The organism is Streptomyces sp. NPDC049879 (genome assembly GCF_044461265.1).
Taxonomy (GTDB): domain Bacteria; phylum Actinomycetota; class Actinomycetes; order Streptomycetales; family Streptomycetaceae; genus Streptomyces.
The window spans coordinates 703,926-716,768 of the sequence record NZ_JBITKT010000001.1 but is presented as its reverse complement, the minus strand read 5'-3'; the positions used below and the strand labels follow the sequence as shown (position 1 = coordinate 716,768).

At 73.5% G+C, this 12,843-nt stretch carries 11 protein-coding genes; 10 read left to right on the top strand and 1 reads right to left on the bottom strand.

The window, feature by feature from the left end:
* Positions 1-279: 279 nt before the first annotated feature.
* The 10 genes from ACIBPC_RS03295 (at position 280) to ACIBPC_RS03250 (ending at position 11,212) form a co-directional block, all read left to right on the top strand.
* Positions 280-1,608: an extracellular solute-binding protein gene (locus ACIBPC_RS03295; RefSeq protein WP_398840920.1), complete on the top strand. Its 1,329-nt coding sequence runs from the start codon at positions 280-282 to the stop codon at positions 1,606-1,608.
* 9 nt (positions 1,609-1,617) lie between these two features.
* Positions 1,618-2,520, top strand: coding sequence for a sugar ABC transporter permease (locus tag ACIBPC_RS03290; protein ID WP_362955901.1), 903 nt, complete (start codon positions 1,618-1,620; stop codon positions 2,518-2,520).
* A complete protein-coding gene (locus tag ACIBPC_RS03285; protein ID WP_398840919.1) occupies positions 2,517-3,383 on the top strand; it encodes a carbohydrate ABC transporter permease in 867 nt (288 codons plus the stop codon). Before ACIBPC_RS03290 ends, ACIBPC_RS03285 begins: the two co-directional genes overlap by 4 nt.
* A gap of 62 nt (positions 3,384-3,445) precedes the next feature.
* Complete coding sequence (locus ACIBPC_RS03280; protein WP_398840917.1) at positions 3,446-5,785, top strand: glycoside hydrolase family 3 N-terminal domain-containing protein; 2,340 nt, start codon at positions 3,446-3,448, stop codon at positions 5,783-5,785.
* Between the two features lie 92 nt (positions 5,786-5,877).
* A complete protein-coding gene (locus tag ACIBPC_RS03275; protein ID WP_398840916.1) occupies positions 5,878-6,801 on the top strand; it encodes an oxidoreductase in 924 nt (307 codons plus the stop codon).
* 141 nt (positions 6,802-6,942) lie between these two features.
* A complete protein-coding gene (locus ACIBPC_RS03270; RefSeq protein WP_398840914.1) occupies positions 6,943-7,965 on the top strand; it encodes a DUF4328 domain-containing protein in 1,023 nt (340 codons plus the stop codon).
* A gap of 122 nt (positions 7,966-8,087) precedes the next feature.
* Positions 8,088-8,708 carry a DUF4178 domain-containing protein gene (locus ACIBPC_RS03265; protein WP_362955889.1) on the top strand — a complete coding sequence of 207 codons (621 nt, stop codon included), beginning with the start codon at positions 8,088-8,090 and terminating at the stop codon, positions 8,706-8,708.
* Positions 8,705-9,151: a DUF4247 domain-containing protein gene (locus ACIBPC_RS03260; protein WP_362955886.1), complete on the top strand. Its 447-nt coding sequence runs from the start codon at positions 8,705-8,707 to the stop codon at positions 9,149-9,151. The genes ACIBPC_RS03265 and ACIBPC_RS03260 overlap by 4 nt, the downstream gene beginning before the upstream one ends.
* A gap of 82 nt (positions 9,152-9,233) precedes the next feature.
* Positions 9,234-9,671, top strand: a complete 438-nt coding sequence (locus tag ACIBPC_RS03255) for a DUF350 domain-containing protein (protein ID WP_362955883.1) — start codon at positions 9,234-9,236, stop codon at positions 9,669-9,671.
* Entirely contained in the window at positions 9,668-11,212 is a 1,545-nt protein-coding gene (locus ACIBPC_RS03250; protein WP_362955880.1) for a polyamine aminopropyltransferase, read from the top strand. The genes ACIBPC_RS03255 and ACIBPC_RS03250 overlap by 4 nt, the downstream gene beginning before the upstream one ends.
* Positions 11,213-11,586: 374 nt before the next feature.
* On the opposite strand, the gene ACIBPC_RS03245 is transcribed toward ACIBPC_RS03250, so the two are convergent.
* Positions 11,587-12,798, bottom strand: coding sequence for an ROK family protein (locus tag ACIBPC_RS03245; RefSeq protein ID WP_398840911.1), 1,212 nt, complete (start codon positions 12,796-12,798; stop codon positions 11,587-11,589).
* Between the last annotated feature and the right edge of the window lie 45 nt (positions 12,799-12,843).

Sequence of the window (12,843 nt, the reverse complement as noted above, 5' to 3'; positions counted from 1 at the left end):
GTTCTTCCGAAAGCATCCGCAACACCGGGGCCCCCGCGGCGGTACGCGCCCACGCGCCGCCGCCCCCACCGGATCGTCCGGCACGCGCCCCCCTCCTCCCAGGTCACGGCCCCGCGCGGGGCCCGCTCCGCCCTGCCCGCACGCGGACGGCCCCGGCGGCAACGGGCGCCCGTGACCGTCTTGTTGCCGCGCGCACCGTTGACGCGCCCCGCGCCCGGACGTACTTTGCTTCGGCACTGGTCCGATAATTATCGGTGATCTTCCGGAAGGTATGCGACGATGCAAAGCCTCGAATCCCGGCGGCCCGGCGGCGCGAGCCGCAGGTTCCGCGCGACCCTGACCAGCGCCGTCACCTGCGTCCTCGCGGCCACCGGCCTCGCGGCGTGCGGCAGCGACGGACCCGGCGGCCGCGGCGGCGACACGCTGGAGGTGTGGGTCTACCAGGACGGCTCGACGCGTCTCCAGGAAGAGCTGGTGGAGCGGTTCAACGAGACGTCGGACATCGACATCAACCTGACGCAGATCCCGGGCGAGAACTACCAGGAGCGCATGCGCACCGCCATGGGCAGCCCGAACGCCCCCGACATCTTCTTCAACTGGGGCGGCGGCAGCATCAGCGACTTCGTGGCCGAGGACATGCTGGTCGACCTGACCGACGTGCTCGCGGACGACCCGGAGTTCGGCGGCGCGTTCATCCCCGCCATCCTCGACGCGGGCGCGGTGGACGGGCGGTACTACGGCATACCGATGCGCGGCGTGCAGCCGGTCATCCTCTTCTGGAACCGCACCCTGTTCGAGGAGGCCGGCGTCGAGGCCCCGCAGGACTGGGACGACTTCCGCTCCCTCGTCGGCACCTTCGCCGACCGCGACATCACGCCCGTGGCCCTCGGCGGCGCCGACACGTGGACCGAGCTGATGTGGCTGGAGTACCTGCTCGACCGCTTCGGCGGCGCCGAGGTGTTCGACGCGATCAGGAACGGCGACTCGGCGGCCTGGGGCGACCCGGCCGTCCTCGCCGCCGCGCAGGAGGTCGCCTCGCTGGTGGACGACGGCGCGTTCGGCAACAACTTCCGCTCCGTCGCGTACACGAACGACGGCGTCTCCACCTTCTTCGCCCAGGGCGGCGCCGCCATGCACCTGATGGGCAGCTGGGAGTTCGCCAACCAGCTCGCGAACCAGCCGGAGTTCGCCGCCGACGACCTCGCCTGGGCGCCGTTCCCCGCCATCGCGGACGGCGCGGGCGACCCGGCGTCCCTGGTCGGCAACCCCACCAACTACTGGTCGGTCAACGCGGACGTCGAGGGCGAACGGCTGGACGCAGCCGTCGAGTTCCTGAAGCTGCACGGCGGCGAGGACTACGCCCGTTCCCTCGTCGCGAACGGCGACATCCCCACCACCACAGGGGCCGAGACGCTCCTGGACGAGGCGCCCGAGCCCGAGTACGCGCGCTTCCAGTACGACATGGTCGAGAACGCCCCCAGCTTCACGCTCTCCTGGGACCAGGCGCTCCCCGCCCGGCAGGCCACCCCGATGCTCGACGCGATCGAGCAGCTCTTCGGCGGGCAGCTCAGCCCCGAGGAGTTCGTCGCGGCGATGCAGGAACTGTAGGCGGAGCCGGTGAAGGAGAGGACGTCCCTCCCACCCCGCACGGGTCGCCCGGGCCTCGCCTGGGCGATCCCCGGTGTGCTGTTCTTCGCGTTCTTCGCCGTCGTGCCGCTGGTGATGGTGGCCTACCTGTCGTTCACCGACTGGGACGGCCTGAGCGACCCGTCGTGGACCGGCCTCGACAACTGGTCGCGGCTGTGGAACGACGCGCGTCTGCGCAACGCCGTCTGGCTCAGCCTGCTGCTCACCGCCCTGACCTGGCTGATCCAGACGCCGATCGCCCTGCTGCTCGGCGTGTGGTCGGCCGGGCGCCAGCGGCACAGGGCCGTCATGTCGGCCGTCTTCTTCCTGCCGCTGCTGGCCTCGTCCGTCGCCCTCGCGCTGCTGTGGCGCACGCTGTTCGACCCGAACCTCGGCCTCGCCGCCGACGTCGCCGAGTGGTTCGACCTGGACACCGCCGACCTGCTGGGCACCTCGCGCGGCGCGTTCGCGGCCGTCCTGTTCGTCACGGGCTGGCAGTTCGTGCCGCTGCACATGCTGATCTACCAGGGCGGCGCACGGCAGATCCCGCGCTCGCTCTACGACGCGGCGGCCATCGACGGCGCGGGCACCGTGCGGCAGTTCTTCAGCATCACACTGCCGCAGCTGCGCAACACCGTCGTGACGTCCTCGGTGCTGATGGTCGTCGGCGCGCTGACGTACTTCGACACGGTCCTCATCCTCACGCGCGGCGGACCGGGCGACGCCACGGCCATCGTGCCGTACCTGATGTACGAAGAGGGCTTCCGCGCGTTCGACCTCGGCTACGCCAGCGCCATCGCCGCCGCCCTGGTCGTCGTCGCCACCGCCACGTCCCTGCTGCTGGTGCGCCTGACCGGCTTCAGCAGGATGCGCAGCACCCGGGAGGGCATGTGACACCGACCGCATCCGTGGGCCCCCCGCGGGTCCGGCGCGCCGCGCAGCTGCGCCGGTTCAACTGGGCGGGGACGCTCGGCGCGCTGATCTGGCTGGTCATCGTCGTCGTGCCGCTCTACTCCATGGTCAGCTCCACCCTCCAGACGCGGCCCGAGTACCTGGACAACGGCCCGCTCGCCCTGCCCACCGACCCCGGGCTCGGCAGCTACCGGCAGGTGCTGGAGGGCGACTTCCCGCGCTACCTGCTCAACACCGCGATCGTCACCGTCTCCTGCGCCGCGATCGTCATCGCGCTCGCCGTGACGGTCAGCTATGTGGTGGTGCGCAACCGCAGCCCGTGGTCCCGGCGCACGTTCCAGCTCTTCCTGCTCGGGCTCGCCATCCCGTCCCAGGCGGTGATCATCCCGGTCTACTGGATCATCACCGAACTGCAGCTGTACGACACGCTGCTGGCCGTCATCCTGCCCACCGCCGCGTTCTCGCTCCCGGTGAGCGTGCTGATCCTGGTGGGCACCATGCGGGACATCGACGAGGAGATGTACGAGTCGATGGCGCTGGACGGCGCGGGCCCGGCCCGGATGCTGCTGCAGCTCGTCGTGCCCGTCGCCCGTGCCGGGATCTCCACGGCCGGGGTGTTCGCGGCGCTGAACGCCTGGAACGGCTTCCTGTTCCCGCTGATCCTCACCCAGTCCCGGGAGTCCCGGGTCCTGACCCTCGGCCTGTACGACTTCGTCGGCGAGTTCCGCGTGGACATCCCCGCGCTGCTCGCCGCCGTGGTCCTGTCGATCGTGCCGATCTTCACCGCGTACCTGTTCGCCCGCCGCCAGCTCATCAACGGGCTGATGGGCGTCGGCGGACGCTGACCGGCCCGGCCAGGACCGCACGCGGACCCGCGCGGACGCCCACGCGCAGACAAAGGAGCCTCATGCAGCACCACCCATGGCAGGACACCTCACTCCCCGCGGGGACCCGGGCGGCGGACCTGCTCGCCCGCCTCACGCTGGAGGAGAAGCTCGCCCAGCTCGGCAGCGTATGGCCCGGCTCGGAGTCGGACCCGGGCGAGGCCGCCGCGGCGGCGGAGCCGGGCGGCGCCGAGGGGGCCGACGTCGCCCCGATGCAGGGGCAGCTCACCGCCTCGACGCCCGCGCCCGACACGGTGATCGCCCACGGACTCGGCCAGCTCACCCGCCCGTTCGGCACCGCCCCGGTCGATCCGCTGGAGAAGGCGCGCGCGCTCGCCGACGAGCAGCGGCGCATCACCGGCGTCAGCCGCTTCGGCATCCCCGCGCTGGTGCACGAGGAGTGCCTGACCGGCTTCACGGCCTGGCGCGCGACCGTCTTCCCCACGCCGCTCGCCTGGGGCGCCTCCTTCGACCCCGGGCTGGTCGAGGAGGCGGCGCGGCTCATCGGCGCGTCGATGCGCGACGTCGGCGTCCACCAGGGTCTCTCCCCCGTGCTCGACGTGCTGCGCGACCCGCGCTGGGGCCGCACCGAGGAGTCCATCGGCGAGGACCCGTACCTCGTCGCCACCATCGGCACCGGGTACGTGCGGGGCCTGGAGTCGGCGGGCATCATCGCCACGCTCAAGCACTTCGCCGGGCACGCCGCCTCCCGCGGCGCCCGCAACCACGCGCCCGTCTCCATCGGCCCGCGCGAGCTGGCCGACGTGGTCCTCCCGCCGTTCGAGATGGCGCTGCGCGAGGGCGGTGCGCGGTCCGTCATGAGCGCCTACCACGACATCGACGGCGTGCCCGCCTCGGCCGACGGCTGGCTGCTGACGGAACTGCTGCGCGACCGCTGGGGCTTCACCGGCACCGTCGTCTCCGACTACTTCGCCGTGTCGTTCCTCGAACTGACCCACCGCGTGGCCGACTCCCCCGCCGAGGCCGCCGCGCTCGCCCTGACCGCCGGGATCGACGTCGAGCTGCCCGCCCAGCGCTGCTACGGCGAGCCGCTGCTGAAGGCGGTGCGCTCCGGCGAGTTCCCCGAGGACGTGGTGGACCGCTCGGTGCTGCGCGTCCTCACGCAGAAGGCGGAGCTGGGCCTGCTGGACCCCGGCTGGAGTCCTGTACCGCCCGCGCTGGAGGCGGAAGACCCGGTCGTGGACCTGGACCCGCCGCACATGCGCGCCGTCGCCCGCAGGCTCGCGGAGGAGTCCGTCGTCCTGCTGGCGAATCCCGACGGCGCGCTTCCCCTGGCCGGCACGTCCCGCATCGCCGTCGTCGGCCCCCTCGCGGACGACCCCGCCCCCATGCTCGGCTGCTACACCTTCCCCCGCCACGTCGGCGTGCAGCACCCCGAACTCCCCCTCGGCGTCGCCGTGCCCACGCTGCTGGAGTCACTGCGCGCCGAACTCCCCGGCGCCACCGTGGAGCACACGTCCCCCGCCGGGGCGTCCGGGGCCGACGTGTGCGTGGTCGTCGCCGGTGACCGCTCCGGCCTGTTCGGGCGCGGCACGTCGGGCGAGGGCTGCGACGCCGCCGACCTCGAACTGCCCGACGCGCAGGGCGAGCTGATCGACGAGGCCCTGGCCACCGGCACGCCCGTCGTCCTGGTGCTGCTCACCGGCAGGCCGTACGCGCTGGGCCGCTGGGCGGACCGGCTGGCCGGGTGCGTGCAGGCGTTCTTCCCCGGCGAGGAGGGCGGCGGCGCCGTCGCGGGCGTGCTGTCCGGGCGCGTCAACCCGTCGGGGCGGCTGCCGGTCGGCGTGCCGCGCCACCCCGGCGGCCAGCCCGCGCCGTACCTCGCGCCGCCGCTCGGCCAGTTGGGCGAGGCCAGCAACATCGACCCCACTCCGCTCTATAGCTTCGGGCACGGTCTGTCCTACACGGAGTTCACGTGGGGCGACGCCGTGGCCGAGCACGACACCGTCCCCACGGACGGCGGCACCACGGTGCGGCTGACCGTGACCAACACCGGTGACCGCGCGGGCACGGAGGTCGTCCAGCTGTACCTGCACGACCCGGTCGCCCGCACCACGCGGCCCGTGCACCGCCTCATCGGCTACGCCCGCGTCCCCCTCGAAGCGGGCGCGTCCGCCGAGGTGCGGTTCGGCTTCCACACCGACCTGACCGCGTACACCCTCGCGCCGGGCCGTCGCGTCGTGGACCCGGGGGCGGTCGAACTGCGCCTCGGCCCCTCCCTCGGCTCGATCCTGCGCACCGTGCCGCTCACCCTCGTCGGCCCCGCCCGCACGGCGGGCGACGACCGCAGGATGCGCACGGAGACGGCCGTCAGCCCCCTCCCGGCTGACCAGCACGGCTGAGCAGGCCCACCGCCCCGGTACAACGGCGTACCGGGGCCCCGGCGCACGCCGTTCCCCGCCGGACGGCGGCCGACGGGGCTACCCTGGGCAGCATGGCCTGGACGGTGCGCGACATCCCCGACCTCAAGGGCCGCACGGCGGTCGTGACGGGCGCCAACAGCGGCCTCGGCTACGTCGTCGCGCGCGAACTGGCGCGCCGCGGCGCGGGGACCGTGCTCGCCTGCCGCAGCCGGGAGCGCGGCAGGGCGGCGCTGGAACGGCTGCGCGGCGAGGTCCCCGAGGCACGCGCCGAGCTGCGGCTGCTCGACCTGGCCGACCTCTCCTCGGTCCGCGCGTTCGCCACCCAGTGGCGCGGCGAGCGGCTCGACCTGCTGGTGAACAACGCGGGGCTGATGGCGGTCCCGCGCGGCACGACGGAGGACGGCTTCGAGACGCAGTTCGGCGTCAACCACCTCGGCCACTTCGCGCTGACCGGGCTGCTCCTGCCGTCCCTGCTGGCCGCCCCGGCGCCGCGCGTCGTGTCGGTCTCCAGCATGGCGCACCTCGCCGCGAACGTGGACTTGTCCGACCCGCACGCCGAACGCCGCTACCTGCGCTGGGTCGCGTACGCCCGGTCCAAGTCGGCCAACCTGATGTTCACCCACGAACTGGCCCGCCGCGCCCGGCACACCGCCCTCGTCGCCGCCGCCGCGCACCCCGGCTGGGCCGCCACCGAGCTGCAGGCCAAGGGCCCGCGGATGGCGGGCAGCGCGGTGCAGGAACGTGCCGCCCGCGTCCTGAACGCGCTCGTCGGCTCCGCCCCCGAGGCGGGCGCCGCGCCGCTCCTCCACGCGGCGACCGCGCCGGACGTCGCACCCGACGCGTACGTCGGGCCGCGCGCGGCCGCCAGGGGCGGCGCGGGCAGGACCTGGCGCGCCCCCTGGACGACGAACGACGCGATGACCGCGCGCCTGTGGACGGTCTCCGGGGAACTGACCCAGGTCACCTACGACTTCCCGGCGCCCCCCTCCACCTGACGGGCCCGGCGCGCCGGGCCCGCCCGCTGTTATCGTCAGCGGATCGGATGGATGACTTCCCTGGGGGGCGACATGAGTGCGCAGTGCTGGAGCTGCCGTCAGCGGCCGGCCACCGCGCCCGACGGCAGGTGTCAGGAGTGCGTGAGCGGCGCGGTGGCCGCTCAGCCGACCATGGCCGGCGGACAGCCCGTGACGCCGCCCCCGGCCGCACCGGGGCCGCCGCCGGGCGCGGCACCGCCGGGACAGCCGGCGCCGTACCCGGGGACGCAGCAGTTCGCCGCGCCGCCCGCGCCCGCGCCCGGCTACGGGTACCCGGGCCAGCCGGCCCCGTTCCCCGGCCAGCCGGGCGGCATCCCGCAGCTGCCGCCGCAGTTCGGCAGCCCGCGCGGCCTGGCGATCGCGCTGTACGCCCTCTTCGGCGTCGCGATCGTCATCTGGTTCGCGGGCTTCGGCACGGGCGCCGGGATGCTCAGCACGCTGGACGACCTGGAGAGCCCCGAGGCGCTCTTCATCGACTTCCAGGACGCGCAGGACACGCTGGACGGCTGGCAGGCCGTGGGCGTCCTCCGCGTCCTGCTGACGATCGCGATCGGCATCGTCTTCATCGTCTGGTTCCACCGGGTGCGGGTGAACGCCGAGCTGTTCGACCCGGCCGGGCAGCGCCTGAGCCGCGGCTGGGCGATCGGCTCCTGGTTCGTGCCCGTGATCTTCTTCTGGTTCCCCAAGCAGATCGCGAACGACGCCTGGCGCTCCAGCACCCCCTGGGGCGGGCACGCGCGGCTCGGCGTGCTCACCGCGTGGTGGCTCCTGTGGGTGGCGACCTGGGTCACCGGCTTCTCGACGTTCTCCCCGGACGACGACGGCCGCATCGACCCGGACGAGTACGACGACATCCGCGTCGACGCGACCATCACGATCATCAACGGGCTGGTCGGCATCGCCGCGGCGATCCTGGCCATCATCGTCGTGCGGCAGATGACGCAGCGGCAGCTGGTCAAGTACGCGCAGGGGCCGCAGCCCTGGACGCAGGCGCCCGGGATGTACGCGGGCCAGCCCGCCGGGCCGCAGCCGGGCGCGTACCCGGGCTTCCCGCAGCAGTCCCAGCCGCAGCCCCAGCAGCAGCCGGGCCAGCAGCCCCCGGCCTCGCCGCCGCCCCCGTACTGACACACCGTGCCGGGCCGTCACAGGCGGCCCGGCCCTGACTTCCTCCCCCCGGGGCCGGATCCCCCGGACGCGTGCGATACTCTGCGCCGTTCGCTGAGATCCGTACAACCGGGGGGATTTCCATGGCGTTTGCCCTCGCCATAGTCGGGCTGGCCGCGCTCGCCGCGGCCGTCGTCGTGCTGCTGCGGTCGCGCCGCAAAGCCGCCCCGAAGGCGCCGCCGCCACCGCGCGACCCGTTCGCCCCCGACCAGGACACCGGCGGCGACCCGCGCACGCTGAAGGCGGGCGACATGGTGGAGTACCTCGGCGAACAGCTCTTCGTCCGCGGCTCGCTGCGGCTGTCGGAGGGCGGCTTCAGCTGGTCGGAGCACTTCGTGGACGCCATGAACGGCACCGACGCCGGGCGCCGCTGGATCTCCGTCGAGGAGGACCCGGACCTGGAGGTCGTGCTCTGGACCGAGTACACCGGCGCCGACCTCACGCCGAGCGAGCGCACCCTGACCGTCGAGGGCGTCGAGTACCACCGCACCGAGCACGGCACCGCGACGTACCGCTCCGAGGGCACCACCGGTCTCGCCGCCACCGGCCGCGTCGAGTACGCCGACTACGAGGGCCCGCGCGGCCGTTCCCTCTCGTTCGAGCGCTTCCCCGGCGCGGGCGGCGCGGCGGGCTCCTGGGAGGCGTCGCTCGGCGAACGCGTCCCGAACGGCACGCTCACCATCTACCCGGGCGGCGACGCGTGAGCGCGCGCCGGGGCCGCCGCAGCGGCATACGGGCCGCCGCAGCCCTGCTGGCCGGCGCGCTGCTGGCCACCGGCTGCGGCGGCGACAGCGACCCCGACCTGCCCATGTCGTGGATCAAGGACCACTACCCGGAGGACCCGGACTGGTCGCCCGACTACTACATCGACGACCGTGACCCGCCGTCCCGCGTCGCCGACGAGATCGAGGGCGAACGCGCCGCCATGGACCGCATGGTCAGCGACTCCATCGTCTTCCTGCGCTACGACGACCACCTCGTCGCCATAGAGCCGCGCACCGCGCCCGACCGCGGCAGCCGGATCGACGTGGACGACTACGAGTCCGGCCGGTCCCGGTACAGCTCGTACGTCGGCTCCCACTGGCCCGCGGCCCAGAGCCGCAGCGGCAGCGACTTCCGGGGCGGCGGCCCCGGGTCCGGCAAGTGAGCCGGGCGCACCACACCACCGCCATCCGTACCGACCGCAGCGACCGTACCGACAACCCAGATCAGAGCGAGAGGACTTCGGCGTGGGGGACATATTCGAATCGGCCGGGCAGACGCTGGCCTACGGGGGCGTCGGCCTCCTGGTGATGGCCGTCGCGTTCGGCGCGCTCGACCTGGTGACGCCTGGCAACCTCGCCAAGATCGTGGCGCGGCGCAACAAGGGCGCGGCCATCGTGCTCGCCGGGCAGATGCTCGGCGTCGGCATCGTGATCCAGCAGGCGATCCTCGCCAGCGAGTCCGAGGACGGCCTCGACTACGGGCTGGTCAGCACCGGCGTGTACGGGCTGGCCGGTGTCGTGGTGATGACGGTGGTGTTCGCGATCGTCGGCATCGTCACGCCTGGCCGGATGGGCGCGGCGGTGCTGGAGGACGACGAGGACGGCCGTCCGCACCCGATCGCCTGGGTGCAGGGCACGATGTACGTCGGCACGGCACTGATGGTCGGCGCGGCACTCTCGTGATCCACCGCCCCCGGCTGGCCCGCTTCCTCCTGCTCCTGACCGTCTTCCTGTGCGCGGCCTGCGGTCTGGTGTACGAGCTGGCGCTGGTCGCGCTCGGCGGCTATCTGATCGGCAACACCATCACGCAGACGTCCCTCGTGCTGGCCATCATGGTCTTCGCGATGGGCATCGGCTCGCTGGCGGCCAAGCCCCTCCAGCGGCGCGCCGTGGGCGCGTTCGCCGTGGTGGAGGGGCTGCTGGCGCTGGTCGGCGGGCTCTCGGTGCTCGTGCTGTACGTGCTGTTCGCGTGGGTGGGTGTGTACACGCCCGCGATGACGGTGATCGCGTTCGCCGTCGGCCTGCTGATCGGCGCGGAGATCCCGCTGCTGATGACGATGCTCCAGCGCATCCGCAGGCAGGAGGCGGGCGGGGCGGTCGCCGACGTGTTCGCGGTGGACTACCTGGGCGCGCTGGTGGGCGGGTTGTGCTTCCCGCTCCTGCTGCTGCCGACGTTCGGGCAGCTGAAGGGCGTGCTGGTCGTCGGCGTGGTGAACGCGGTGGCCGGTGTGGTCAGCGTGCTGTGGATCTTCCGGGGCAGGATGCGGAAGCTGGTGGCGGCCGGCCTGGCCCTGGGCCTGGCGGCGGTGCTGACGGTGCTGGTCGGCGCGTACGTGCTGGCCGACGACATCGAGATCTCCGCGCGGCAGCGGCTCTACCGCGACCCGATCGTGCACGCGGAGCGCACGCCGTACCAGGAGATCGTGCTCACGGAGTCGATCGGCTTCACCTCGAAGACGGACCTGCGGCTCTTCCTCAACGGCGACCTCCAGTTCTCGTCGATCGACGAGTACCGCTACCACGAGGCGCTGGTGCACCCGGTGCTGGCGGGGAGCAGGGAGCACGTGCTGATCCTGGGCGGCGGCGACGGCCTGGCGCTGCGCGAGGTGCTGCGCTACCCGGACGTGGCGGACGTGACGCTGGTCGAGCTGGACCCGGCGATGACCGACCTGGGCAGGACGTACGACCCGCTGCGCGACCTGAACGACGGCGCGTTCGAGGACCCGCGCGTGGACGTGGTCAACGCCGACGCGTTCACGTGGCTGCGGGACGCGCCGGGACCGTACGACGCGGTGATCGTGGACTTCCCCGACCCGGAGGACACGGCGACGGCGAAGCTGTACTCGGTCGAGATGTACGCGATGCTGGCGAACGTGCTGGCGCCGGACGGGCGGCTCGTCGTCCAGTCGGGGTCGCCGTTCTTCGCGCCGCGCACGTACTGGTCGGTGGACGCGTCGCTCGCGGAGGCGGGCTTCGCGACGACGCCGTACCAGGTGGACGTGCCGAGCTTCGGCAACTGGGGCTTCGTGCTGGCCGCTTCCGGCGACGCGCCGCCCGACCTGCGGCTGCCGGCGGACGTGCCGCCGCTGCGCTTCCTGGACGACGCGGTGCTCGACGCGGCGACGGTCTTCCCGCTCGACCGGCGGCACGAGGACGTGCGGGCGAGCACGCTGATGGACCCGGCGGTGCTGGAGTACGCGCGCGGCGAGTGGCAGTACGACTGACCGGCGGCGCGCCGTGGGCGTGCAAGAGGGGCGGCGCCTCCGCACAAGGCGCCGCCCCTTCGGTGTCCCCTGGCGGCCTGGGGGCTCCCCCGGTGAGGGTCGGGGCTGGGGGAGGCCCGGGCGGCCAGGCGACGGCGGCCGGGTGGGACCCGGCGCCGCCGCTGCCGCCCGTGCCACGGGTGGCCGGGCGGCGGGAAGTCCGCTGCGGCAGTGAGACTACCCCGCCGATCGCTCATCTGAGCATCCTGCGCATCATTGGTGGCAGGCATCACGCGCGCAGAGCGCCGTAAAACGCCCTGAAACAGATGTTTCCCCGCCCTGCCCCGGCCGACACCCCCGAACGCGCCCCCGCGCGCCCGTACTTGCCCGCGCCGTCAGGCGTGCGCCACGGCGGCGGCGAGCCGCGCGTCCGCGTGCTCCGGCGCGTACAGCGACTCGACCACCATCGCCGCCGCCCCCCGCAGCCCGGCGTGGTCCCCGAGGCGCGAGGAGACGACCTGGAGGTACGCGGTGGTGCGCGGCATCGCCCGCTGGTAGAGCAGCTCCCGCACCCCGGTGAGGAACGGCGGCCCGGTGAGGTCGCCCGCGATCATCAGGACCCCGGGGTTGAGCAGCGTCACGACGGTGGCGAGCACCTCGCCGACGAGCCGCCCCGCCTCGCGCGCGAGCCGCACCGCGTCCGGCTGCCCTATCGACAGCTGGTCGCGCACACCGGACCCCGACGCGGTCGGCACGCCCGCCGCCGTCAGCTGCTCCGCGAGCGCCCGCCCGCTGGCGACGGCCGCCAGGCAGCCGTACGAGCCGCAGCGGCACAGCGCGTGCGGGTGCCCGCTGAGCCGGATGTGCCCTATGTCACCCGCCGCGCCGTCGAAGCCCCGGTACATCTCCCCGTTGACGACCACCCCGGCCCCTATCCCGGTGGACACCTTGACGAGGAGGAACGCCGGGCAGTCCGCGAACCCGTCGCGCTGCTCCGCGTACGCCATGAGGTTCGCGTCGTTCTCCACCAGCACCGGCACGGGCGGGGCCGACGTGTCGTGGCTCACATGCGCGGCGAACGCCCGCCGCATCCCGTCCGGTATGGGGTAGCGGTCCCAGCCGGGCATCATCGGCGGCTGCACGACGATGCCGGTCGGCGCGTCCACCGGGCCCGGCACGGACAGGCCGATGCCGCACACGGCCGACACGGGGACGTCCGCCTTCTCCAGCAGCAGCGCGAACCACTGCCCGAGCCGGTCGAGCGCCTGGTCGGGGCCCTGGTTGATCAGCAGGGAGCCGCTGTGCTCGGCGAGCAGCGTGCCGTCGAGGTCGAGGACGGCGGCGCGGGCGTGCCGCGTCTCCAGGTCGGCGCACAGCACGACAGCGTGCGCCGCGTCGAATTCCAGCCGTACGGGCGGCCGTCCGCCGGTGGTGACCTCCACCGGGTCGGGCGCGGTCTCGCGGACCCAGCCCGCGCGGAAGAGCTGGTCGAGGCGGTGGCCCACCGTGGAACGGGACAGGCCGGTCACGCGCTGGAGCTCGCCCCGGGTGCTGGCCTGACCGTTCCTGATCAGCGACAGCAGGTGTCCCGCGCTCGCCTGGTTCATGCCGACTCGCCTTCCCGGTGCCGGATTTCACGCCTCCTTCAGCTT